Origin of the sequence: Desulfoscipio geothermicus DSM 3669 (genome assembly GCF_900115975.1) — a bacterium.
GTDB lineage: Bacteria > Bacillota > Desulfotomaculia > Desulfotomaculales > Desulfallaceae > Desulfoscipio > Desulfoscipio geothermicus.
In genome coordinates this window covers 78,957-102,704 of the sequence record NZ_FOYM01000001.1, presented here as the reverse complement: position 1 = coordinate 102,704, position 23,748 = coordinate 78,957, and the positions used below count along the sequence as shown (strand labels likewise).

25 protein-coding genes, 1 riboswitch and 1 other annotated feature are annotated in these 23,748 nt (G+C 53.4%); of the genes, 16 read left to right on the top strand and 9 right to left on the bottom strand.

Features of this window, described 5'->3' with window-relative positions; translation table 11 throughout:
• Nucleotides 1-24: 24 nt before the first annotated feature.
• Complete coding sequence (locus BM299_RS00485; RefSeq protein ID WP_245779580.1) at nucleotides 25-2,139, bottom strand: acetate--CoA ligase family protein; 2,115 nt, start codon at nucleotides 2,137-2,139, stop codon at nucleotides 25-27.
• 83 nt (nucleotides 2,140-2,222) lie between these two features.
• Nucleotides 2,223-3,404: an MFS transporter gene (locus tag BM299_RS00480; RefSeq protein ID WP_092481498.1), complete on the bottom strand. Its 1,182-nt coding sequence runs from the start codon at nucleotides 3,402-3,404 to the stop codon at nucleotides 2,223-2,225.
• A 207-nt stretch (nucleotides 3,405-3,611) separates the two neighbouring features.
• Nucleotides 3,612-3,887 (top strand) — a binding site (T-box leader).
• 177 nt (nucleotides 3,888-4,064) lie between these two features.
• Here BM299_RS00480 and aroF point away from each other — a divergent pair.
• The 3 genes from aroF to BM299_RS00465 all read left to right on the top strand — a co-directional run bounded on the left by aroF (nucleotide 4,065) and on the right by BM299_RS00465 (nucleotide 7,902).
• On the top strand, nucleotides 4,065-5,078 hold the full coding sequence (aroF, locus tag BM299_RS00475; protein ID WP_092481497.1) for a 3-deoxy-7-phosphoheptulonate synthase: 1,014 nt from the start codon (nucleotides 4,065-4,067) through the stop codon (nucleotides 5,076-5,078).
• Between the two features lie 21 nt (nucleotides 5,079-5,099).
• Nucleotides 5,100-6,260, top strand: coding sequence for a prephenate dehydratase (gene pheA, locus BM299_RS00470; protein WP_092481496.1), 1,161 nt, complete (start codon nucleotides 5,100-5,102; stop codon nucleotides 6,258-6,260).
• A 349-nt stretch (nucleotides 6,261-6,609) separates the two neighbouring features.
• Nucleotides 6,610-7,902, top strand: coding sequence for a sensor histidine kinase (locus BM299_RS00465; RefSeq protein WP_165608111.1), 1,293 nt, complete (start codon nucleotides 6,610-6,612; stop codon nucleotides 7,900-7,902).
• 65 nt (nucleotides 7,903-7,967) lie between these two features.
• On the opposite strand, the gene BM299_RS00460 is transcribed toward BM299_RS00465, so the two are convergent.
• Both BM299_RS00460 and BM299_RS00455 read right to left on the bottom strand, forming a co-directional pair.
• The gene (locus BM299_RS00460; RefSeq protein ID WP_092481494.1) at nucleotides 7,968-8,441 is read right to left on the bottom strand and encodes a bifunctional nuclease family protein; all 474 of its coding nucleotides are present in this window, start codon (nucleotides 8,439-8,441) and stop codon (nucleotides 7,968-7,970) included.
• Between the two features lie 145 nt (nucleotides 8,442-8,586).
• On the bottom strand, nucleotides 8,587-8,931 hold the full coding sequence (locus BM299_RS00455) for a phage holin family protein (protein ID WP_092481493.1): 345 nt from the start codon (nucleotides 8,929-8,931) through the stop codon (nucleotides 8,587-8,589).
• 141 nt (nucleotides 8,932-9,072) lie between these two features.
• Between BM299_RS00455 and BM299_RS00450 the strand changes: the two genes are divergently transcribed.
• On the top strand, nucleotides 9,073-9,369 hold the full coding sequence (locus tag BM299_RS00450) for a carbohydrate-binding protein (protein WP_092481492.1): 297 nt from the start codon (nucleotides 9,073-9,075) through the stop codon (nucleotides 9,367-9,369).
• A 56-nt stretch (nucleotides 9,370-9,425) separates the two neighbouring features.
• On the opposite strand, the gene BM299_RS00445 is transcribed toward BM299_RS00450, so the two are convergent.
• Complete coding sequence (locus BM299_RS00445; protein ID WP_092481491.1) at nucleotides 9,426-10,106, bottom strand: polysaccharide deacetylase family protein; 681 nt, start codon at nucleotides 10,104-10,106, stop codon at nucleotides 9,426-9,428.
• Between the two features lie 94 nt (nucleotides 10,107-10,200).
• Between BM299_RS00445 and BM299_RS00440 the strand changes: the two genes are divergently transcribed.
• The 4 genes from BM299_RS00440 to BM299_RS00425 all read left to right on the top strand — a co-directional run bounded on the left by BM299_RS00440 (nucleotide 10,201) and on the right by BM299_RS00425 (nucleotide 12,786).
• The gene (locus BM299_RS00440; protein ID WP_342741309.1) at nucleotides 10,201-11,013 is read left to right on the top strand and encodes a tRNA lysidine(34) synthetase; all 813 of its coding nucleotides are present in this window, start codon (nucleotides 10,201-10,203) and stop codon (nucleotides 11,011-11,013) included.
• The gene (locus tag BM299_RS00435; RefSeq protein WP_092481489.1) at nucleotides 11,010-11,444 is read left to right on the top strand and encodes a hypothetical protein; all 435 of its coding nucleotides are present in this window, start codon (nucleotides 11,010-11,012) and stop codon (nucleotides 11,442-11,444) included. Before BM299_RS00440 ends, BM299_RS00435 begins: the two co-directional genes overlap by 4 nt.
• Before the next feature lie 64 nt (nucleotides 11,445-11,508).
• A complete protein-coding gene (locus BM299_RS00430) occupies nucleotides 11,509-12,201 on the top strand; it encodes a hypothetical protein (protein ID WP_131820590.1) in 693 nt (230 codons plus the stop codon).
• A gap of 90 nt (nucleotides 12,202-12,291) precedes the next feature.
• Entirely contained in the window at nucleotides 12,292-12,786 is a 495-nt protein-coding gene (locus BM299_RS00425; RefSeq protein WP_092481487.1) for a hypothetical protein, read from the top strand.
• Nucleotides 12,787-12,898: 112 nt separating this feature from the next.
• Here the strand turns inward: BM299_RS00425 and BM299_RS00420 are convergent, their stop codons facing one another.
• From BM299_RS00420 to BM299_RS00405, 4 genes are all read right to left on the bottom strand, one after another.
• Nucleotides 12,899-13,543 (bottom strand): 2Fe-2S iron-sulfur cluster-binding protein, encoded by a 645-nt coding sequence (locus BM299_RS00420; protein ID WP_092481486.1) that lies wholly within the window; start codon nucleotides 13,541-13,543, stop codon nucleotides 12,899-12,901.
• The gene (locus tag BM299_RS00415) at nucleotides 13,528-15,468 is read right to left on the bottom strand and encodes an NADH-quinone oxidoreductase subunit NuoF (protein WP_092481485.1); all 1,941 of its coding nucleotides are present in this window, start codon (nucleotides 15,466-15,468) and stop codon (nucleotides 13,528-13,530) included. Before BM299_RS00415 ends, BM299_RS00420 begins: the two co-directional genes overlap by 16 nt.
• On the bottom strand, nucleotides 15,461-15,994 hold the full coding sequence (gene nuoE, locus BM299_RS00410; protein WP_092481484.1) for an NADH-quinone oxidoreductase subunit NuoE: 534 nt from the start codon (nucleotides 15,992-15,994) through the stop codon (nucleotides 15,461-15,463). Before nuoE ends, BM299_RS00415 begins: the two co-directional genes overlap by 8 nt.
• 120 nt (nucleotides 15,995-16,114) lie before the next feature.
• Nucleotides 16,115-16,417 (bottom strand): DVU0772 family protein, encoded by a 303-nt coding sequence (locus BM299_RS00405; protein ID WP_092481483.1) that lies wholly within the window; start codon nucleotides 16,415-16,417, stop codon nucleotides 16,115-16,117.
• A gap of 468 nt (nucleotides 16,418-16,885) precedes the next feature.
• On the opposite strand from BM299_RS00405, the gene BM299_RS00400 reads away from it, so the two are divergent.
• The 8 genes from BM299_RS00400 (at nucleotide 16,886) to BM299_RS00365 (ending at nucleotide 23,742) form a co-directional block, all read left to right on the top strand.
• Complete coding sequence (locus BM299_RS00400) at nucleotides 16,886-17,872, top strand: ABC transporter substrate-binding protein (RefSeq protein WP_092481482.1); 987 nt, start codon at nucleotides 16,886-16,888, stop codon at nucleotides 17,870-17,872.
• 23 nt (nucleotides 17,873-17,895) lie between these two features.
• Nucleotides 17,896-18,636, top strand: a complete 741-nt coding sequence (locus tag BM299_RS00395; protein WP_092481670.1) for an ABC transporter ATP-binding protein — start codon at nucleotides 17,896-17,898, stop codon at nucleotides 18,634-18,636.
• Between the two features lie 109 nt (nucleotides 18,637-18,745).
• Nucleotides 18,746-19,501 carry an ABC transporter permease gene (locus tag BM299_RS00390; RefSeq protein WP_092481481.1) on the top strand — a complete coding sequence of 252 codons (756 nt, stop codon included), beginning with the start codon at nucleotides 18,746-18,748 and terminating at the stop codon, nucleotides 19,499-19,501.
• A 640-nt stretch (nucleotides 19,502-20,141) separates the two neighbouring features.
• Nucleotides 20,142-20,227, top strand: a riboswitch (cyclic di-GMP riboswitch).
• Nucleotides 20,228-20,358: 131 nt separating this feature from the next.
• Nucleotides 20,359-21,111 (top strand): HD domain-containing phosphohydrolase, encoded by a 753-nt coding sequence (locus BM299_RS00385; protein ID WP_131820589.1) that lies wholly within the window; start codon nucleotides 20,359-20,361, stop codon nucleotides 21,109-21,111.
• 4 nt (nucleotides 21,112-21,115) lie between these two features.
• On the top strand, nucleotides 21,116-22,372 hold the full coding sequence (locus BM299_RS00380; protein ID WP_092481479.1) for an ATP-binding protein: 1,257 nt from the start codon (nucleotides 21,116-21,118) through the stop codon (nucleotides 22,370-22,372).
• Between the two features lie 15 nt (nucleotides 22,373-22,387).
• Complete coding sequence (locus BM299_RS00375; RefSeq protein WP_092481669.1) at nucleotides 22,388-22,708, top strand: STAS domain-containing protein; 321 nt, start codon at nucleotides 22,388-22,390, stop codon at nucleotides 22,706-22,708.
• A 7-nt stretch (nucleotides 22,709-22,715) separates the two neighbouring features.
• On the top strand, nucleotides 22,716-23,441 hold the full coding sequence (locus BM299_RS00370) for a PP2C family protein-serine/threonine phosphatase (protein ID WP_092481478.1): 726 nt from the start codon (nucleotides 22,716-22,718) through the stop codon (nucleotides 23,439-23,441).
• A complete protein-coding gene (locus BM299_RS00365; protein WP_245779579.1) occupies nucleotides 23,431-23,742 on the top strand; it encodes an STAS domain-containing protein in 312 nt (103 codons plus the stop codon). The genes BM299_RS00370 and BM299_RS00365 overlap by 11 nt, the downstream gene beginning before the upstream one ends.
• Nucleotides 23,743-23,748 lie beyond the last annotated feature (6 nt).

Sequence of the window (23,748 nt, the reverse complement as noted above, 5' to 3'; positions counted from 1 at the left end):
GGCTCTTTCAATTCGGCTCATCTTTTAAACAGGGATTATGCGGGCATCCAGGGCAAGGCAGCCATCCGGCCCGACCAGGAGCGGGTTGATATCCACTTCCCCGATTTCCGGGTGGTCTTGCAGCAGGGTTCCCAGCCTGACCAGGCAATCAACCAGCCCGTCAATATCCCCGGGCGCCCGACCGCGGGCGCCGGAAAGGATTTTGTAGGATTTGGTTTGTTTAATCATATCCAGGGCTTCTACGGGAGTTACCGGCGCCACCCGGAAGGCCACGTCACGCATCAGTTCGGTAAATATGCCGCCCAGGCCGTAAACCAGCACCGGCCCGAATTGGGGATCGCGCCGCCCGCCCAGGATGACCTCGGTGCCGCCGGAAGCCTGGTTTTGCAGCAGCACGCCCTCAATGCGGGCCTCGGGCTTACGGCGCCGGACGTTGTCCATCATTTCCCCGTAAGCCAGGGCGAGGGCTTCCGGGGAATTTATGTTCAGTTGAACACCGCTGGCGTCTGATTTGTGGGTGATGTCGGGGGAGGCGATTTTCATCACCACGGGATAGCCCAGTTTTTCCGCCAGGCGCAGGGCTTCCTCCCGGTTTTCGGCCAGGCCCCGCCGCACCACCGGGATGCCGTATGCTTCCATGATGTCCAGGGCTTGCTCGTTTAATGCCGGCAGGCCGGCCCGCCGCCCGGCGGCCAAAACGATGCCTGCTTTACCCCGGTCAATATCTTGCGGTGGCCGGAAGGCCGGGTATGTTTTGCCTTTGATTTCGTTATGGTACCGGTACAGCCGGGCCAGGCAGTACATGGCATCGTCCGGCGAGCTGTAAACCACCACCGCGCCCGTTTCCCGGAACCTTTCCGCATACCGCTCCTTGTGGGGGCCGAACACCCAGAGGGCGGTGGGTTTGTGCGGGTAGCGCGCGGCGATTTCGTTGACCGGGCCGACGATATTGAGTGGGTCTTCGTCCGGGTGTACGTAGGCCGGGGTTATGCCCAGCACCGCGTCCACCCCGTCGTCGGCCAGTATTGTTTCCAGGGCCAGGGCGGCAATTTTGCCATATCCCTTGGCCATGCCGGCGGGCCAGATATCTGCGGGGTTGCCGGCATGCATCCAGTCGGGGAAAACACTCTCCAACACCTCCCGGGTTTTGGGGGCCAGGCCGGCTGTTTTCAGTCCGTATTTGCTGCAGGCGTCCACAGCCATGATGCCGGCGCCGCCGCTGATGGTCATCACCCCGATACGTTTGCCGGCCATATGTCGGTATGTTGCAAAGGTGCGGTTCAGTTCGGCCAGGCGGGCGGAGTCTTCCACCCGGATTATGCCGCACTGGGCAAAGGCGGCGGAGAATACTGCGTCCTCGCCAGCCAGGGAACCGCTGTGCGAACCGGCGGCCCGGGCGCCTTCCTCGCTGCTGCCCGTTTTCAGCACCAGCACAGGCTTTTGGGGGGTGACCCGGCGTGCCGCTTGTAAAAACCGGCGGCCGTCCTGCAAGCCTTCCATGTGCAGGTTGATTACCTTGATACGGTCATCGCCGGCCAGGTATTCCATGCACTCGGTGAAACCAATGTCGGAAGTGTTGCCGATGTCAATGCCGATGCCGATACCGCCGGTGAAATCCTGGGCTGCGGCCAGAAAGATGCCCGACTGGCAAATTACCCCCACCGGGCTGTTGGTGACATCAAACTTCAGAAATGATGTGCTGAAGTTGTTAAACGTATTGATGACACCCAGCGTATTGGGTCCTACAACCCTGATGCCGGTACTCCGGACGGTCTCGACTATTTCCCGGTGCATCCGCGCCCCGGCCTCGTCATCGGCATCGGAAAATCCCTGGGTGATAATAACCACCGATTTTATACCCTTTTCCGCACACTGCCTGACCAGCCCGGGAACGGCAGTGCGCGGGGTGGATATGACGGCCAGGTCTACGGGAGCGTCAATGTCCGCCACCGACCGGTAGGCCGGCACGCCCAGTATGGTGCCGCCCCGGGGATTGACGGGGTATACCCGGCCCCGGTAGCCGCGGCTGAGCATTTGTTCCAGAACATTGAAGGTGCCGGGGCCGGTGCGGGAGGAAACGCCGATCAGGGCCACCGACTGTGGGTTGACGAAAGGTTCCAAATCGTGTTTTTGGGTCAAATGCAATCCCTCCATAGATGTAAAATAATACAGACCACTGGGGTTGTAGTCACCGTAGCGTCCAGGCATGGAAATGCCGGGGGCTACATGTGTTTCACCTGCACCTTGTTTTGCCTGCTCAAATAATAATGGGCGAACAACCAGGCGCCCAGCAGCGGCGTCAGGCCGGAGGCGGCCAGGCTGAGACGCAGCCCCGCCACATCGGCCAACAAACCGATAAAAACGGGGCCCAGGAAGTTGCCCAGATCCACCGAAGCGGAAAAAATACCCAGGGAAGCCCCCCGCCGGTGTGCCGGTACGTGTTCCACCACCAGGGCGTTAAGGCTGGGGTAGGCCAGCGAATAACCCGTGGCGAACACAATGGCCGCTATGGCAAGGGTTAAGGCGTTGTGGCTGCGGGCCAGCAATAACATGGCCACCGCAACCAGGCACAGGCAGGGCACCACCACCCGCTCATGTCCCAGGCGGTCGGGAACGCTGCCGGCCACCAGGCGCATGATGACCATGACGGCGGAATAGACGACGAAGAACAGGGCGGGGTTGTTATATTCCCAGTTAATCACGAGCAGCGGCAAAAAGGCGGTAATGGCACCAAGCGTTAAAATGGTGCCGGCAAAAACCAGTGACGGCACCAGCACATGGCGGTCCGTCAGGGTTCCGATGAAATCGTGCTTTTCGCGGCGCAGGTGAGGTCGGGCCGCCGGTTCTCGGACAAGCAGCACCAGCGCCGCGGCCACGGCGGAAGCTATGCTGGGCACCATAAATAGTTCCGGCAGGTCCAGGAAATTTTTTAAGTGCGTGGCCACTATGGGGGCTATGCCGGTGACCAGGCTAACCGAGGTGACAAAAATGCCCGTGGCCTGGCTGAGCCTTTTACGGGGCGCAATTTGGGCGACGAAGGTGATGGAGCCTACGGCATAGGCGGCCAGGCCCATCCCGTGCGCAATCCGGATCAGGGTCAGCCAGGCCGCTGATGTGGTGGTTAAATAAAGTAAAGGCGAAACAATAAAAATTGCCGTGCCGGCCAGCATTAATCTCCTTTTGGGAATACTGTCCGCCAGGCAGCCCATCAGGGGGCGCAGGAAGATGGCTGAAAAGGAAAAAGCGCCGATAATTACGCCGATGGAGGTATTGTTGTTGCCCAGTTCCTTGAGATATACCGGTAAAATGGGAATCAGGTAAAAATTGGTGCCAAAAAACAAAAAGTTGGCCCAAAAGCACAACATGAAATCCCGGGTCAATATTTTTTCATTATCACCCGACATGATGCAATCACCCCTTGGTAACTAAGTTTATTGTAACACAATCTCCAGAATTTTCACGTGCAATTGTTCAGGAGCCGGGGCAATAACCTATGGCTGAAGATGTATGGCATTAATTTACAGCCCAATGCCCTTTATTCCGGATAAAAAAAACTTGCCAAGTGGCCATAGAGGTGTTATATTATATGACAACATAATCAATAAAGCGCATCAAATCCAGTGAAGGAGAAAAGTAGGCTGGAAACAGGCCCCCAGGGAGGGGACGTCGTTGACTGGAAGCGTTCCCGGGTCATGACCATCTGAAGTTCTCTCCGGAGGAGCCGGCTGAAACCACATTGCAGGTAAGTAGGCCAGGACGTATGCTTCCCACGTTATAGGGAAGGGGGTATCGGAAGTTTTTCCCGTACTCTTATCAAGTGGGCCTGTTTTGAATAAGAACGGGTCAACTAGGGTGGTAACGCGGTGGCACAGCCTCTCGTCCCTTGGGGATGAGAGGCTTTTTAAATTGCACGCGATTGCCGCCGGGGAATTCTTTCCCGTACCTTGCAAGAGTGGACCCGCTGCCACAGCGGGTCAACCAGGGTGGTACCGCGGAAGTAGCCCGTCGCTTTCGTCCCTGTGGGGCGTGCGGCGGGCTTATATATATTTTATGGAGGGATTGCCATGGTGGTAGTCATGAAATTGCATTCCAGCATGGAGCAAATTGAAAATGTAAACAGCCGGTTGCGGCTCTGCGGTTTTCAAACGCACATGATCAGGGGGGTCAAGCGTATAGTTATCGGTGCTGTCGGGGACTGGCAGGCTGTCAATGCATCCGGCCTGGAAAACATGCCCGGCGTGGAAAAAGTGATGCGCATCATGAAGCCTTACAAACTGGTCAGCCGGGAAGTCAAGGAGGAAAACACCGTGGTGCGGGTTGGCAATGTGGAGGTAGGCGGGCCGGGATTGACCGTTATCGCCGGGCCTTGCGCGGTGGAGAGCGAGGAGCAGCTGCTGACCGTGGCCCGCGCCGTGCGCCGGTCCGGCGCCAATGTGCTGCGGGGCGGGGCCTACAAGCCCAGAACGTCCCCTTACAGCTTCCAGGGGCTTGAGGAAGAGGGGTTGCGGTTGTTGCAGGAAGCCGCCGTCCAAACCGGGTTGGCCACCGTAACCGAAGTGGTGGACGAGGAAAGTTTGGAAAAGGCCTGCCGGTACGTGGATATACTGCAAATCGGCGCGCGGAATATGCAAAACTTCCGTTTGCTGCGCCTGGTCGGACAGGCGGGGAAACCCGTGTTGCTTAAGAGAGGCCTGTCGGCAACGGTGGAGGAATGGCTGATGGCGGCGGAATACATTGTGTCCGCCGGCAACGAGGACGTCATCCTGTGCGAGCGCGGCATTCGCACCTTTGAAAACAGTACCAGAAACACGTTGGACCTTAGCGCGGTGGCGCTGGCCAAAACCTTGACCCACCTGCCGGTAATTGTCGATCCCAGCCATGCCACCGGTAAACGTGAACTGGTGGGTGCCATGTCCAGAGCGGCGGTGGCGGCGGGGGCCGACGGTTTGATTGTCGAAGTGCACCCCGACCCGGCCACGGCGCTTTGTGACGGGCCGCAGTCGCTGGACCCCGGGGAATTCGATGTTTTAATGGGCAGCCTGCGTTACCTGGCCGAAGCGGTAGGGCGTGAAATATAACCGCCGGACGGTGGGATAAAGATGAATACGGTAGGTGGGATGATCATGCACAAACTTGGTTATTTGGGTCCCCAGGGTACATTTTCGCATACCGCGGCCCTGTGCTGGGCCCGTGATCACTGGTATACGCCGGTATGCTGCGCGAGCCTGGACGCTATATTTGAACAAGTTGCAGACGGCAGGCTGGCCGCAGGCCTGGTGCCGGTGGAAAATTCCCTGGGCGGCCCGGTGGGGGAAACTTTAGATTTGCTGTCGACTGTGCAAAGTATATACATTACCGGTGAACTAATGTTGCCGGTACGGCAGCATTTGCTGGCGCGCCCGGGGGTGGCGCTTTCGGCAATTGAAAAAGTGTATTCCCATCCCCAGGCTCTGGCCCAGTGCCGTAAATTTATAAAAAACAATATGCCGGGTGCAACCGTGGTGGAAACAGTGAGTACCGCGGCGGCGGCCCTGACGGTGGCGGGCAGCGAAGAGCCCTGGGCGGCGGTGGGCTCCGAAAGCGCGGCGCACGCTTACGGGCTGGAAATATTAGTCGAGAATAGTCACGACAACCCCGACAATGTGACCAGGTTCCTGATGTTGGGAAAAGAAAGGGCGTTCACAGGCAGCCCGGCCAAAACTTCGCTGGTGCTGTCCGTAAAGGACCGCCCGGGCGCGCTGTACCGGATTTTAAGGGAATTTGCCCTGCGACAGGTAAACTTGACCCGCATTGAATCCAGGCCCGCCGGTCGCAAACTGGGCGATTACATTTTCTTTATCGACCTGGCGGGGGGGGAGGATGAACCCAAAGTTGCCGACGCCTTGCGGTCGGTGAAGGAAAATACTTTATGGTTAAAGATTTTGGGTTGTTACGAGGCCGCCGCGGACAACAAGGCGCCGGATGCCGCAACAACCTGTGGTCTGGATGATCTGGCCTTTTTACGGCGTGAAATAGACCTGGTGGACAGTGAGATTTTACAGTTGCTGGCCATGCGCCAGTCCGTGGTGGACCGGGTGGCCGCCGTCAAAAAAGGCCGCCGGTTGGTGATCGACCACGACCGGGAGCGGGAAATCATTTGCCGGGCCAGGGAATCGGCGCGGCAAAACAACCTGGATCCGGAGATGGTAGAAAACATCTACCGCCTGATATTGCGGGGCTCGGTACACAGACAGGAACAACTGCTGGCGGCACTCCGGTGAGGATTGAAAAACCTTTTGCCGCGCCATGCGACATGGTAAAAAGGGGTAAAAAGGGGACTGGCTCTTTTTTCGTTTTTTGAAAAAAGTGCCTGTCCCCTTTTTACCGTGGTGCCGCGTTAGCGGCCTGGGGGTCTACCCTGAAAAATATCCACCTTAATTTAGGGCGGAACTAACCAGCGCGACCACTGGACACGCAAGAGAAAAAAGCGCGCTTTATCCCCGTTAATCACCGCAGGGATAATGTATGTGACCGTTCACAGGCGTTTTGTTGACCTTTTACCGGTATAGTGCAATGATATATTCAGTATACCTCATTGTACACATATCAACATCGGTAAGGGTGATTAAATTGCCTGCTCTCCAGGAGAAAGTCAACGGCGACGGGCTTTCACCCCGGGAATTTGCCGTGCTGCTGGAAATTAGCCGGGTGATTACTTCCAGGTTGCCGTTAAAAAATATGTTTGAAGTAGTCCATGCCTACTTGGAACAAATCATGCATTACCAGATAGGCGGTCTTTATGTCAAAGAAAAAGGCCGCTTGAATCTTAAAGTGGGTGTGGGCGGTGATGATCAATTTCACACGTCACTGGGCAAGCGGGCGGGTAATAACTTTTTGCTGAAAAAAATCAAGGCTACCGGCAGACCGTGGCGCTCCACACAAATCTTGGACCAGGAACGGGTTAAAAAACATCCATTTTATTTGCAGGTCCTTGCGCCGCTGGGTATATTGTATACAGCAGGGGCCCCCATTAAAGACGGCCATTATGTGCTGGGCAGTATTCACTTGGGGCGAACGGAAAAAGAAGGTGACTTCACCAAAAAGGATATGCAGGTGCTGGAAATGGTGGCCAATTTGCTTGCTCCCGCCATTAAAAACATTAGGATCAGGCAAACCAGCTGGCAACTGGATGGAGTGATTGTACCCGGCAACAGAAAAAATGGAGATCACCAATCTCCGGGCGATAACGGTAAAGAAACCCAGCGCATGGAGCTTTTGGGCTCGGTTTCCTCGGTGATGGCCAGGGAACTGCGCAATCCGCTTTCCAACTTGAAAATGTCATTTTATTCACTGGCGCGGAATTATACTTCCGGGGTGATGGCCCAGCAGGACCTTGAGCAGATGGACCGCTCGATTAAAAACATGGATAAAACCATTAGTTTTTTGTACAATTTGTCCAAGGACTTGAACCTGAAGAAAGAATGGCTGGATATAAACGAATTGCTTGACGAAGTAGTGGAAACGCTGGGTCCGATAATGGACCCGGACGTGGTGGTGGTCAAAGATTACGCCGCCCTACCGAAATTAAACCTGGATCGGGAAAAAATGCATGCCGTATTCGGGAACATCCTGGAAAACGCCCTGGACGCCATGCCCGGCGGAGGTCGGCTGCGCATCATCACCACGGAAAACCAGGGTCGTGTCTACATTATAGTGGAAGACAACGGCCTGGGGGTAGACAGGGAAATCCGGGAAAAAATTTTTGAACCCTTTGTCACCGCCAAGCCAAGCGGAGTCGGTCTGGGGCTGACGGTATGCAAAAAAATTGTGGAGTCCCACAGCGGCAGGATCAAACTGCGCAGCAACATCGGCAAGGGTACGGCGGTGTGTATAGATATACCTGTTACAGAAGAAATAATTTAATCACAAAAAGGGGACTGGTTCCTTTTTCGCTTTTTGAAAAAGGTGCCTGTCCCCTTTTTGCTTTTTTAGTGGAGTGACTTTTTATATTCCTGTAACAAGTTATTGGATAATTCCTCCAGGGCTTCCCGGGCTTCTTCATCCAGAATCTCCTCAATATCCAGCATTTGTCCTTGCAGGGCTTTGGATATGGAGATGGGTGTTTGGGTTCGGATAGCCAGGGCTATGGCGTCGCTGGGTCGGATGTCAAACATATACTTATCATCGCCCGACAGCAGGTATAATTCGGCAAAATAGGTGCTATCCTTCAACTGGGTGATTTCCACGCCGGTTATCCTGGCGCCCAGGGTGTCGCAAATGGTAATGGTTATGTCATGGGTCATGGGGCGAGGCGGCGGGGTGCCTTCCATGGCCAGGGCGATGGAATGGGCCTCAAGCAGCCCTACCCAGATGGGCAACACTTTTTTTTCCGTAGGGTCGGTAAGCAGAATTATCGGGCTGCCCGAAATATCATAGGCAATTCCCTTTACTTTAACGATCATGGGACCAAACCTCCCGAATAATGGATTGTTGGAGTTTGCTGGCCCGATACATTGCGGCTTGTTGTAAGAACATATACTGATTGTTTTATGGTTATTCTATAAAGTATTTAACTAAATGTCAAACGTGTAAAAGTATGGTTAAACATCAACGGTGTTCTTGAAAAATCATATTTAACAGCCAGCTGATAATCCCGGTGATTATTGCCCCCCAAAAAGCGCCGCCGAAATTAAGCACATCAAAACCCGGCACCAGCCAGGAAGCGACTGTAAAGGTGATGGCGTTCACGATAAATATGAACAGTCCCATAGTTAACATGGTCAGCGGCAGCGTAAATAACAGCAATACCGGGCGCAAAAAAGTATTGACAATACCCAGTGCGGCACCCGCCATGAGTGCCGGCAATATACCTGCAATGCGTACACCTTCCAGTAAACGGTCGGTGAGTACAACGGCCAGCGCGTTCAGCAAAAAAGTAAGCAACCAGTTCATCGCGTGCTCCTAAAAGTTATATAGAATCCAGTTAATAATAATATAACATTTTTCCACGCATAAATGAATCAAAAAGCAGCACTATAATTAATGGTTTCGTCTCATCAATCGTCAAAGGTAAAAAATGATGGAGGTGTTATTTTGCAAAGTTGGAAAGACTTTGAAAAAGGTGTTGAGGTGCGGCCGGCATTTGGCAACCAGATTAATATTTGTTACACCGGGTTGCTGAGTAAATCCGGTGCCGACCAGGTTTTTCTGCATTGCGGATATAGCGATCCCCAGAACTGGCGGGATACTACCACCATGTCCATGGAGCGCACGCCCCGGGGGTGGGAGAAAAACGTGCCGATGAAAGACCATACGATGGCGTTTTGTTTCAAGGACAGCGCTAATAATTGGGACAACAACAGCGGTTATAACTGGATTGCCAGGATTTAACAGAAAAAGGGGACAGGCACCATTTTCGTTCTTTGAAAATGGTGCCTGTCCCCTTTTTAAAGTTCTACCTGCCTTAATTTGGAACTGTCCCGGGGGTCGGCAAAACCGTAACCGCTTTCCCGCAACCGCTCAATCAACAGCGGCAATGATTGCATGGTGGCAGTGCGGTCGTGGTAATGGGCGGGGTCGCCGTCGTGCAATAAAATAACGGGGTTCGGTATATGACGTATTCGTTTAATTAAGTCGTTGACCAGTTGCTCCGGCTTATCAACTCCTCTTTTTTCCAGGCAGCCGTGCCATTTGACAGGGACGTAGCTCATGTTGTAGATTAAATCCAGTTGCGCCCGGTTGTGTTTTCCCCGGGGCGGGCGGAAATAAACGGGATTTTGCCCCGTTATCCGGTTGATTAACTCGGCAGTTGCTTGAATTTCCCGCCGGAGTTCAGCGTGCGTCATTTCAGTGATATTTCGGTGCGAAAAGGTATGTACGCCGATGAGGTGCCCGTGCCGGTCGATTTCAGCCAGTAAATCGGGGTGTTTGAGGACTTCCTGCCCGACCACGAAAAAAACGGCTTGAATATTGTTTTCATGCAATGTTTGCAGAACCTGCGGGGTATAAAGCGGATTGGGGCCGTCATCAAAGGTAAATAATACATTTTGCCCTGCCGGGTAAGTGCCGCCTGAAATCAGCAAAAAAGGTATTATGGCAATAAACATTGAAATTAATAATTTCTTCATGTTTAAATTCACCTGATTATTATAAAATAATTCTAAGGTTCTTGGCCCGGGTACGCATTCCTGCAATAAATTTTCGTAAATTACATTATTAAAGGTGATACAGTTGAAAAATGCTTATTTGAAATGGTTCAAGGGCAAGGTTAAAAAAGCGATTACCAATTATGGTATGATCGAAAACGGGGACAGGCTGGCCGTGGGCCTGTCCGGCGGCAAGGACAGTATGGCTTTGCTGCATGTTTTGTATTTAATTCGCCGGGAAGTGCCGGTGCATTTCCACCTGCATGCCATTTTCGTCAACCCCGGCTGGCCCATGGATGTGGACACCATGGAAGATTTCTGCCGGCAGAGGGATATTCCCTTTACCAACAAGATAACGGATATTGGCGAGGTGGTTTTTGAGCACCGGGAGGAAAAAAGCCCCTGCGCGCTGTGCGCCAACTTGCGCCGGGGGGCGATCAACAATACCGCCCGGGCCCTGGGATTGAACAAACTGGCGCTGGGTCATCACCTGGACGACGCCATAGAAACATTCCTCATGAGCTTGGTGTATACCGGGCAGTTCAGGACTTTTTCGCCGGTGACGTACATGGACCGCAGCGACATAACATTAATTCGCCCCATGATTTACATTACGGGCAAGACCGTGGAAACGTTCGTGCAGCGCCAGGAAATTCCCGTGGTCAAAAGCCTGTGCCCGGTTAACGGCAAAACCAAAAGGGAAGAAATGAAGGAACTGGTGACCATGCTCAGCGACCGGTACCCGGAACTGCGCACCAGGTTTTTAACGGCCTTTCAGACGCTGGACCCCGAAAATTTATGGCCGCCCATGGTTTGCCGCAACTGGCAGCAGTATAAGAAAGCAACTGCGGGAAACACACCGGATAATTCGGAGCGTGGTGCAAATTGAAAAAAAAAGACCGTTATGTGTTAGGCCAGGCGTTTCTCGGCGTTGCTGTTTTTTTGCTGATCTATACTTACTTTTTTCACAGCAAATTTCAACCGGTGTCCGGGACGGTGGGGGATTGGGGCACCGCCCTGATGCTGTCAACCACCGCAGTGCTGGCGGGGATGTTGATCGAGCTGGGCCGCTTTTGGGGCTGGGTCATTGAAGTAAAGATTGACGCGGATTTGCTGGTTATGCAAGGTATACCGGCCGCCGTACTGAGCCTGGTGCCGGGGCCTTTTTGGCTGCAGTACGGCGGCAAAACCTACCCGTACATTTTTTTCGCCGACCCGGTGGTGACCGGTATTGCCGGGGTATGGCTGGGTGTGATTTTATTCCGTTCTATGTTTAATAATAAAAAGATCAAAGAGGAAATGGAAGATAAAAACCAATAAATTTTTTTACTCCCCTGAAGGAAAATTATGGAATATATGCAATTTTTTATAATGGAGGTGTTTATTGTTGATGTTTAAAAGGTATGAAGACGTAGTGTTGCGCTTGGAGGAACTGGGCGCCCGGGTCGGAAAATTAAACAACAGCGAGCGGCAGGAATTGCAAAGTTTGCTGGAAGAACAAGCGTGGCTGAGCGCTACGGTGGTAAAAAAGGCCCGGTCTGTGCTGGAAGATATTGATCAAAGTTTTGAAAGATTATTTGACTGGATGATTTATAATTCCGATTTAATTGAGCGCGCCGCCGGCGAAAAAGGTACGCCGGAAGACGTGCTGCAACTGGAAAGAATGATGGACGAGGCCGTCAAGCTAAGGGACCGGCTCTGGCAGCTCAAACTGGAACCCCGGGCCGATTCCGCTCCGGACAAGGAAAATTTAACAGCCTCGCGGACCCTGGAAGCCCGTTTGGAAGCAGCGCCGGCGGTCGCCCCGGCCCTGGTGGAGGTTAATCCGCTGCCGGCAGCGCCGAAAACGGTTCGCCGGCCGGTTAAGAAAAAGTTACGCAAAAAAAAAGTAAACCAAGATAATAAAATAAATAACGGCCGGCAATACACCCCCCCGCAGGAATTGCTGCAGCATTTGGCCGAAAAGATGACTCCGGCACCGCAGCGGCGGTACATTAATGTTATGGAAAATGGTAGTAGTCAGGGCGCCTTCATCAATACCCTGGGCATGTACTGGCCGGATGGTAAAATTAATTAGCTTGTTTTTGTGAAATTGCTTGCTTTGATGGATAAGATAGCGTAAGATGGTAAACATGATTAAATAGTAGATGCTGCGGGGTGGATATTTTTGCAAAACTTAAACGATGCCGTGTACGCCCGGAGCGGGGCGGACATGGTGGGCGCTTTTCTGAAAGCGATTAAAGACGGCGATACGCTGACTTTCTGGCGTTTGCTGGATAACAGGGGACAGGGTTATTTTATGGGCATGTGGTTTTATGCCCTGGGTAACGCGGACCTGACGGGCGTTGCTCTGCTGGCGGAAGATGAGAACTTTTTGCGGGACGCGCTGGGTGGGATAGTCGGGGATTTAAGAACCAACCTGGAGGCATTGCTGGATAACCCGCAAATTGGTGAACTACAGAACATAGACAGTCATCACGCGCGGGTGCCGGTAACCACCGCCGGGCATGCGGCGCCCGATGAACCCCTTACCGAGTATATTCCGCTGGTGCTGGAACTGGCCCCGGCGGGCGCTGCCTCCGCCGTGGAGACGGATGGCAGTGTGGGTATGACGTGCTGGAAAATTGATACGCTGAAATGTTTCCGGATGCAAAAAACGTGATGAAAAAGGGGACAGGATTAAAAAGGGGACAGGCTACTTTTCCTGGTTAAAATTGCCAAGAAAAATAGCCTGTCTTTTACTTTTTAACTATAATATATAACCGGCCGATTTCCTAATCGGTTTGGGACAAAGCCCCGACGGGACATGCCCGGGCGCATTCTTTGCAGCCGGTGCAGCCGCTTTCCGCCAGGGTTGAGTCGCCGAAGGTGGTGACCACGCGCTGGTAACCGCGCCGGGTGAAGCCCAACACGCCGCTGCCGCTGCGCCGGCAGGCCCGTACGCACCGGCCGCACAGCACGCACTTGTTGGGGTCGTATATTATGCCCGGTACACTGTCGTCCACCGGGAGGTTCTTATCCAGCACCGGCAGGTTTTTGGGTTTCAGGCGCAGTTTGCGGGCCTTGGCGATGCGCTGCAGTTCGCAGCTGCCGTTGGCCGGGCAGTTTTTGCAGTCCAGGCGGTGATTGGACATGAGCAGCTCAAAGCCCGCGGCAACCAGGCCGTCCACCCGTTCGCTGCGGGTTTGGATTACCAGACCCTCGGTAACCGGCAGGGTGCAGGCGGGCACCGGGGCGGGGCGGCCCTCCACCTCCACGAAGCACAGGCGGCACGATGCCGGGGGATGCCCCGTTTCTTCCCCGCCGGCGCACAGGTGGGGAATGTAAATGCCGTTGTCCAGGGCTGCCCGGAGCAGCATTTCTCCGGCCGTGGCGCTGATCTTTTGGCCGTCTATGATGATGGTTACTTTTTCTGCCATTTCTTTTTCCCCTCCCTGTATTCCTTTTCCTTTTCCTCCACCAGGTGAGGCGGCGACAGTTTGACCACGGCCTTGTACTGGGGCGGGCAGGCCACCATACAGCTGTCACACTTGACGCATTTCTCCTGATTGATTACCTTGATGCGGTCTTCGTTGTCGTAAATGGCCTCGGTCGGGCAACTGCCTACACAGGCGTCACAGGAGCGTTCGCATTTTTCCGGCAGAATGTAATAGGCTGTCAGATCCTTGCACATTTTAGCCGGGCAGCGTCCCTCATTGATGTGGGCCTCGTATTCTTCCCGGAAATATTTGATGGTACTGAGCACCGGGTTGGGCGCAGTTTTGCCCAGGCTGCAGAGGGAACCGGCTTTGACTTTATCGGCCAGTTCCAGAAGAACGTCGATGTCTTCGGGGCGGCCTTGCCCCTTGGTGATGCGCTCCAGAATATCCAGCATGTGCTTGGTGCCCAGGCGGCAGAAGGTGCATTTGCCGCAGGACTCCTTCTGGGTGAAGTCCAGGAAGAACCGGGCGATTTCCACCATGCAGTCGTCTTCGTCCAGCACCACCATGCCCCCGGAACCCATCATGGCCCCGGCCCGGGTAAGGGAGTCGAAATCAATGGGAGTGTCCATGGCCGATTCCGGCAGGCAGCCCCCGGAAGGCCCGCCGATTTGCACCGCTTTGAACTGTTTGCCCTTGGCGATACCGCTGCCCACATCAAAAATCAGCTCGTTCAGCGTGGTGCTCATGGGCACCTCTGCCAGGCCGGTGTTCACCACCTTGCCGGCCAGGGCAAAAATGGCCGTGCCCGGGTTTTTCTCCGTACCGGTCTTCTTGAACCAATCAGCACCGTTTTTAACAATATGCGGAACATAGGACAGGGTCTTGACGTTGTTGATTATAGTGGGTTTGCCCCACAGACCGGCCACCGCCGGGAAGGGCGGGCGATACCGGGGGAGGCCGGGTTGGCCCTCCATGGAGGCGATCAGCGCCGTTTCCTCGCCGCATACGAAAGCGCCCGAGCCCTGGAAAATCTCTATTTCAAAATTGAATTCGCTGCCCAAAATTCCGTCGCCCAGTAAACCTTTCTCCCGGGCTTGCTGCACAGCCAGGGTCACCCGCTGTACCGCCAGGGGGTACTCGGCCCGGATGTAGACATAACCCTTTTGGGCGCCCACCGCCCGGGCGGCAATGATCAGCCCTTCCACCATCAAGTGCGGGTTGGATTCCAGGATGGTCCGGTCCATGAACGCGCCGGGGTCGCCTTCGTCAGCGTTGCAGATAACGTATTTGGTATCACCGGGAGCGTTATGGCAGGTTTCCCACTTGACGCCGGTGGGGAACCCGGCCCCGCCGCGCCCGCGCAAACCGGAAGACTTGACGGTATCGATAATTTCCTCAGGTGTCATGGCCAGCGATTTGACCAGGGCGCCGTAGCCCCCGGTGGCGATATAATGGTTAATGTCTGTGGGATCTATAAAGCCGCACTGCTCCATTACGATTTTATTTTCGTGGATGCCCCGGGGAAAATCGGCGAAGGTGGGAAACATGTCGTTGGGCTCCAGGGCCGCCAGGGCGAATTCAATACCCGGGTCACCCTCGGTTAAAAAGTCGCGTACAATGCGCGCGCCCACGCCCTCGTTTACATATCCGTAACAAATGGGCGGGAAACCCTCGTTATAAATAACCATAATGGGCTCGGCGTAACAGTGGCCCATGCACCCCACTTCCAGCACATTGGCGTCCAGTTGCAGGCGGGCCAGTTCATTTTTTACTTCCTCCAGCAGGTTGAGCGCCCCCGCCGCCCGCCCGCAGGTGGCGGCGCCGATTAAAATCAGAGGCTTTTCCCGCAACCCGGCCCAGTTTTGCTGCGCGGTTTCCTGTAACGCGGCAAATGCCGCGGCGGCTGCACTTTCTTTACTCACTGGTTGCGTCACCTTCTTTCGTATTCTGCTGCTCCTTCTTCTTATCCAATTGGTGTGAGAATATCAGCCCGTCCACCCTGGTGGGGGTTATTTTACCGTGCACCTCTTCATTGATAACCACCACCGGAGCCATGGTGCAGCAGCCCACGCAGGCCACCCGCTCCAGGCTGTATTCCCGGTCTTCGGTGGTTTCACCCACCTTTATGTTCAGGCGGCGTTCCCAGGAGTCCTGGATGATGTGTGCGCCCCGCATATGGCAGGCTGTGCCCATGCAGATTTTAACTTGCCTTTTGCCCGGCGGGGTCAAACGAAACTGGTTGTAAAATGTTATCACCCCGTAAACGTCCACGGGCGGCACCTGGAAGTGGGCGGCCACTTCCTCCATGGCCACCGGCGGCACGTAGCCCAGTTTGTCCTGCACCCGCTGCAGTACGGGGATCAAATTACCCCGGCTATCATTACACTGGAATAAAATTTGCCGGGTGGTTTCGGCGGCTATTCTTTTTTCTTCTTCCGTTAACTTCATATCATCGCCCCATTGTAAAATTATTGATAATTCGGAAATTATCAAATAAAAATTAACAGGTTAATTGATTATATCATAAAGCAATCATAAAATCTATATGTTGCGATATATGCCCACATGTTAATTAAAGATATGTTGTTCCAGCCAGTGGCGTATTTCTTCGTTAATATCGTATATATTGTCATATTTTAAGTTAACGTTTTGCTCTTCCAGCGCCTTGAGCAGCATTTCCCTGGGGGGCTGGTGTTCTTCCTGCATGGTTTGGGTTTTGCTCAAATGCTTTTTAACGATATACAGGGCCAACCGAGGGGTTTGTTCAAATACGTCGATAACAAAGGCATAACCCAGCCGCCGGTCTTTGTTTTCATTTTCCAGCCGGAAATCCCACAAAATCTGCTCTCTTATTTCCTGAAAAAAATTCATTTAACAACACCCGCCTGTCGCTTGTAGTGATCAAAAAAATTGTAGCACAGTTAATGAAAATAAGCAAAAAAGAGGGTCAGACTTAAACTGAATTAAACTAACCACATTAACCTGATATTAAGATAATGCAGTTAGTTTAAAGAAGTTTAAGTCTGACCCCGCTGGTTAGCCGCGTTCGGGGTCGACTATTTTGGTGTAGCCCCGGACGCGATTTAGTTCTTCTTTTCTGGTCAGACCCTGGTTAATGGTTCGGCTTTCTTTTTTGGCCTTTTTATCTCGCGGCATAATACAACCTCCTGTTGTTCAGTATGCAGTTATTTTGGCTTTTTTGCAGGCTGATTATGATAACCGGGCACACCGTGCTTAAAAGCCGGGGCGCAGCAATCTCGGGGCAGGATTTGGCCTGCGGGAAGTAGAAATTTTGAAAAAAATCAGCATGATGCACAAATAATTAACAGGAGGCGAAATATGTTGGGTTTGCGTCGAAAAATATTTGTTTTGCTGGTTGTGACCGGCTTGCTGCTGGTGCTGAGCGGATGCGGCGGTGGAAAACAGCCCGCTGCGGAAAATGATAAACCGGCCCCCATCAAAGTGGGCATGATGCCCATTACGGATAATTTGCCTTTCTGGCTGGCTGAGCAAAAGGGCTACTTCCGGGATGAGGGCATTGAAGTGGAACTCGTGCCCTTTCCCAGCGCCCTGGAGCGGGACAGCGCCTTTGCGGCGGGGAAGATAGACGCCGGCATCGGTGACATGCTGGCCGTCGCCGCCATGAACAACGGCGGCACTGTCGTTAAAGCCGTTTCCGTGGGCCAGGGGGCGGTGCCGGGGGAGAACCGGTTTGCTATTTTGTCAGCGCCGGATTCGAGCATTACGTCCCCGGAACAATTAAAGAACGTGCCCATTGCCTTGTCCCTGAACACCATCAATGAATATATCACCGATAACCTGCTGGTTGCCGGAGGTCTGAAGCCGGAGGAAATCAAGAAAAATAACATGGTCAAGCTGCCCATCCGCTTTGAGGCCTTGCTGAACGGCAATGTGCAGGCGGCCACCCTGCCCGACCCGTTTGCCACCCTGGCGGAAATAAAAGGAGCCCACCTGGTGGTGGACAACACGGAAAACACCGTGGCCCAGACGGTGGTGATTGTGCGCCGGGAAACGCTGGACGCCAACCTGGCCGGGGTACAAAAAATGATGCGCGCCTACGCCAGGGCGGTGGAAGATTTGCAGGCCGATCCCCGGCAGTATGATGAACTTATTGCCGAAAAGGCACGGGTGCCGGAGGAAGTATTAGCCAGCCAAGCACACCCTTTAAGGCTGCACTTCTCCGCTCCCCGGCTGCCGGACAAACAGGGCGTGGAAAAAACAATTGCTTGGATGAAAGACCACGGCTTGTTGCAGAAGGATTTTGAATATAATGATCTCGTGGACGGGCGGGTAATCGGTGAGTGATCAATTTAGCGGGTAATAAACTGATGGTCAATGTAGAAAATCTTTCGGTCAGCTACCGGCAGCAACGAAAAGAGGTGCCGGCCTTGCGGGGTGTTTCCTTTGCGATTCCCCGGGGTGGCACCTGCGCCCTCATTGGCCCCTCGGGGTGTGGCAAATCCACGCTGCTCTACGTGCTGTCCGGTTTGCTGGGGTCATTTTCGGGCCGGGTGCTGGTTGATGATGAGCCGGTGCAACCGCTGCGCCGGCAAACGGCGCTGATTTTACAGGATTACGGCCTGCTTCCCTGGAAAAAGGTGTTTGACAATGTGGGGCTGGGTCTGGATATCAGGGGGATAAACGGGCGGGAAAGAACGGCTCGGGTGCAGCGGGTGCTTCTTGAGGTGGGCCTGTGGGAAATGCGGGATCGCTACCCCTCACAGCTTAGCGGCGGCCAGCGGCAGCGCGTCGCCATTGCCCGCGCCCTGGCCCTGGAGCCCGACCTGCTGTTGATGGACGAGCCCTTTTCTTCCCTGGATGCCCTGACCCGGGAAAAGCTGCAGAAACAGCTGCTGGATATATGGCAAAAAAAGCGCATGACCGTTGTGCTGGTGACACACAGCATTGAAGAGGCCATATTTCTGGGGCAAATAATTATCGTGTTGTCCGAACACCCCGGGCGGGTGGTGGACATCGTGGAAAACCCGCGGGTGGGCGAGCCCGGCTACCGCAAAACCCCGGAGTTCCACGCGCTGACCACCGTCCTGCGGGAAAAACTGATACCGTGACAGGCGCGGTTTATAAACCGGTGTGTCTGGAATGGCAACAATTCAACACCCGGCACCGGAGTTGCGGAGTTAAAGCGGCACCAAAGTTGAATTAGGATGGTTTCGACACATGCACGAACGAGGCTATATAAAAAAAACAGCGGCCACAGCCGCTTCCATCGCTTTCCTGCTGCTGGGCTGGGAACTGCTGGCCGTGATGCTGGCCAGTCCCGCCCTGCCCCGTCCGCTGCCGGCCTTTATTACTTTTGTCAGGGAAATCCCGGCCGGTTTGTGGCGGCATTTCTTGATCAGCAGCTACCGGGTGGTGTTGAGCATACTGCTCTCCCTGGCGCTGGCCCTGCCCTGCGGTATGGTGCTGGGTAGGGAGGAAAGGTTCGATCGCTTGGCGGCGCCCCTGGTTTACCTGGTTTACCCGGTGCCCAAGATTGTGTTTCTGCCTGTATTAATGGTGCTGCTGGGTATTGGAGATATATCCAAGATAGCATTGATCACGCTGGTGATTTTCTTTCAAATTCTGGTGCCGATAAGGGACGCCGCCCGGGGAATTAATGCCGGTGTTATAAACTCCGTTAAATCCCTGGGGGCCGGTCGGTGGGATATTTACAAGCACGTGGTGTGGCCGGCGGTGCTGCCCGAGATGCTCACCGCGCTGCGCGTAGCCTCGGGGACGGCCATTGCCGTTTTATTTTTCTCGGAAACCATCGTCAGCCAGGAAGGGCTGGGGTATTACCTGCTGGACGCCTGGTCGCGGTACGCCTACCGGGAGATGTTCGCCGGCATCATCGCCATGGGCCTGCTGGGCTTTATCATTTACATGGCCCTGGATTACCTGGAACGCAGATTATGCCCGTGGAAGTTTGTTTAGTGCCCACGGGAGATACCTGAAAACCGACAAGAAAAGGCCATCCCAAGCTGGATCAGGCCAAGATAAAAGACGAAGAAAAGTTGCTGTCGAACGCGGTTTTATTGTCGCTACAAATTCTAACGGCTTCTGACAATCATTATGCAGTATGGATGCCATTTTAGGCAATAAAGAAGATGAGCGGCTGCATAATGTATAATTTAGTCGATTTTTTTAGAGGAAATTTAAAAACTAGATGTAATTATATTACTAAATATACAGGAGTGAAGGTTGATATTATGAAACAAAGGATCCATAATAAACATATGTTCGGGGGGGGGGGGGGGTAATTTATGTAATAATTACCAAAATTTTCCATTGCTGTATTCTTTCCATTTTGGTTGTTAGAGCTTCTGAGCTTTCTAGGAAATTCCATTATTCACCCACCCTTTTAAATTGCCTACCCAGATTGTCTATTCGCTCCTTTCAGTTGCTAACGAGGCGCATCATAATAGTTTTTACTCACGGACTTGTTAGCTTATTTTTCTCCTCTTTATTTTTCCCATGAACAATACACTTTAACGGCTGAACGTTTTACCCTTCCAGGAAATCTTCTGGGTTCTAGCCGTAATATGACCTCAAACTTTTATAATTTAAAACTTTATTGTGCCAAAGGCAAACCACTCGAAAGGGTGGGGCGCAAAGCCATGGGTCTGTAGCCCTTGAGGGTATGACTGCCAGGTTGCCGCGATAAAGGTTTTGTTATTGTTTTAAAGTATTCTTTATTGCGGCAGCTAGTAGGCTGCCGTTTTTTCTTACAAGTATATCTACCTATATTCAGGTGTAAATGAAGGGAAAAAGTTAAAAAAGGGGCGGTTCCTGTGGATACAACGGGAGTTAACAACCTGTTAAGAACGATGAAAAAATCCTGGCCGGGATTATTTCTTCACAGTGCCAACGTTGCAAATCTCTCTTTGAGAATATGCACTTTACTTCGCCTGGACGAACAAGATCGGGAAACCGTGATAGCCGGGGCACTCCTCCACGATGTGGGAAAGATGTTTGTTAAACGCGAAATTATCGATAAGCCAGGACCCCTTACAAAGGGGGAATGGACTGAATTAAAGGAACACCCCTTGCGGGGTGCCTCCATAATAGAAGGAATGGGAGTGGACACGTCCCTGGTGGAAATGGTCCGCTATCATCACGAAAGGTGGGATGGAAAGGGATATGAGGGGCTGAGGGGAGAACGGATCCCCTGGCGCGCACGGGTCATTGTCCTGGCCGATGCCATGGATGCCATGATTTCCTTACGTCCTTACCGCTTGCCTTTAAAAATATATGAAGCGCTGGAAGAAGTCTATCAGGGTGCTGGTTCCCAGTTCGACCCGAAGCTGGTGGCGGCTCTGGCGGAAGAGCCCTTTTGGCAGACCGCCACCTATCGCGACCCGGCCAGGCTGGAAAGGCAGATAGACAATGAAAAACAATGGCTTGCTCAATTGGCGGATTCATATATCACGTTGTCACATCCGCTGGTATACGCCCAGAGCCAATGGCTGGACCGTTTGCTGGTAATATTGTGGCAATTTAAAGGAAATGCAGCCGGGAGGGGCCGACAGGCAGAAAGGGGGTGAAAAAATGCGACGGTGTCTTGAATGCGCGAAGAAAGAACCAGGCCGTCCTTGTGTAGATTGCAAGTACTTTATTCAGCAGGGCCCCCTCCGCCGGGTGCTTTCACCGCCTGTCCGGGTATTACTGGAAGATGAGCATGGCAAGCAGTATCCGGCACACATTCTGGTGTTTAATACCACGGGATTTGGGCTGGAAACGGAAGCTCCAGTTCCGGGCCGGTATGTAATCAGGCTGCAGGAAAGTTTGTGGGTCGAGGTAGCCGGAGTACCTTTCAGGGGTAAAAATAACGTCCGCCTGTTTGACATCATATGTGTCCACCGGAGGCAGGGGACTGCCAGCCGGCTTAACAGCGATGAGTACCAGTTGCTGGCCGGAAGCGCCGGCGAGCTGGTACAGGAGATTACCAGGCACTTACCGGAGCACCTTCAGGACCTAGTCAGGGAAAAACTGCTGGCTGAAGTGGAGAAATCCGAACTAATTAACGCTCTCAGGGTGGGGAAGGTGATGAAATATGAAGGGGGGCGCTTCCGCTACCTTTCAGGTCAGGCTGACCTGGATCTGCCCATGGAAGAAGCGGAAAAACTGATGCGCCAGGCTACCCGCCAGGCCGAACACCGGCGCGAGGTGATCATTAGCGCTGACGGGCAAAAGGTGTTTGACCTTCACGGGGTTCCTTTCGATTACAGGAGCGGTGGACTGTTGGCCTTTGACATCACCGAGGTGATTGAAAAGGAGAGAAGGATGCACCGGCAGGAGATGCAGGCTTACCGGGATGCCATAGCGGCGGTAACGGGGGGCCGGTTATACCTGGCGAATGGTAAAGAGATGGAGAAAGTGGTCTCAGAAGGGGCAGAGCTGGCCAAGGGTGAAGTCCGGCAGACCCATGACCTTCCGGAAGCCCGCCGAGCAATACGGGAAGCTTTACCTGCTCTCGACAGCCGCAAGCGGCATGCTATTGCCTTGTGCTTGTCAGAGGCGCTGACAAATACTCTTAAGCATGCGGGGGGCGGTTGCTGGCAAGCCAGACAGTCAGGGGATGCAGTCAGGATTATTGTGCGGGACCGGGGTCCGGGAATTAAAACCAGCGAATTAGCCCGGGCAACGCTGATGCAACATTATTCAACCAAGAATTCCATGGGGTGTGGATTTACCCTGATGCTCTACTATGCGGACTACCTCTACCTTAATACAGCACCGTCAGGTACCGCCCTGGCCCTGGACTTTGGCATTGGGCCTGCAGATAGGTTAAAACAATACCAATGAAGGAAGGTAATGTTATTGCTGAAAGTAGATGTTTACGTTGCCCGTGGAGTGTGCCGGGTTGTGCTAAACGGCGAATTAGACATGGAAACGATAGCGCAATTGCAAGAGGTTGTTGGGAAAGTGGGGGAACACACGCTGGAAGTTGACCTGTCAGGCGTTTCTTTCGTTGATTCCACCGGTTTGAAAAGTTTGCTGGACATTAATAACGACTGGCGGCAAAAAGGAGGCCGGATGCTGATTTTAAGGCCGCAACCTGATGTGGCGGAGGTGATGCAGTTGGTAGGGTTGGACAGGCTCCTGGCGCAAAACACCGCTCCGGCCGGAGAAGAGAGGTAGGAGCAGGATGAGAGAAGTGATCACAGGGAATGGGAAAATAATAAAGGCTTGCGGGTTGGAAGGTAGTGGGTGTAGCCTGCCTGCCGGACAGGTAGGTGGAGATTTTTTTGAGTTTATCTCCTGCGACAAGAGAACCGTGTTTGCCGCCATCGGAGATGTAATGGGTAAAGGATTCCATGCGGCCCGGCTGATGGAAACAATCTGCCATATGCTCCGGGAGTGTGCCAGGATTAATCCCCATCCTCTGGAGGTGGTGCGCCGGTTAAACAAGGTGGGAGGGTATGAACTGCGGAAATGCGGGGCTTTTGCCACCCTATGCCTGCTGTGTTACGACGGGATAGCTGGACGCCTCACCTGTGTCAATGCGGGGCACCACCCTCCCCTCCTTCTATCTAACGGTAGGGTGAGAGTGGCCCAGTGCCGGGGAGTTGCCTTGGGCCTGTTGGAGGATTACCTTGGGTCGGGGGCGGAGGAATTTTTTCTTGCCGCCGGAGATGCGGTGGTGCTATATACCGATGGACTTGTGGAAGCATCTGGCCTAGGCGGGCAGAGGTACGGGCAGGAACGATTGAAGGAGATAGTTCGCCTTCAGAATGGCGCTGATGCAGACAGGATGAAACAAAATATTTTATCTGACCTGGAGACATTTACCCGCGGTTTTTCTCAAAAGGATGACGTGACACTGGTTGTGATGAAGGTGACAGGAAAGGCAGGTGAAAGGAGTGGAGATTAGAATCCGGCAACAGAAAGGAATGGTAACACTGGAGCTGGAAGGAGAACTGGATTTCAGCAACGTGGAGCAGTTGCAACAGGAAATTCAGCGACATCCGGAGGAAGTGGTGGAGATAGATCTGCAGGGACTTCTGTTCATAGACTCTTCCGGGGCGGGAATGCTCCTGAGCCAGGCCAGATACCTGTACAGGCAGGGGCGCACCCTGAGAATTGTTAACATCCCCGATTTTATTCGAGAAGACCTGGAAATGATAGGTTTTTTTAAAGTACTGGAAATATTGGAGTCTAATCCCAATGCTTAGCAGGAG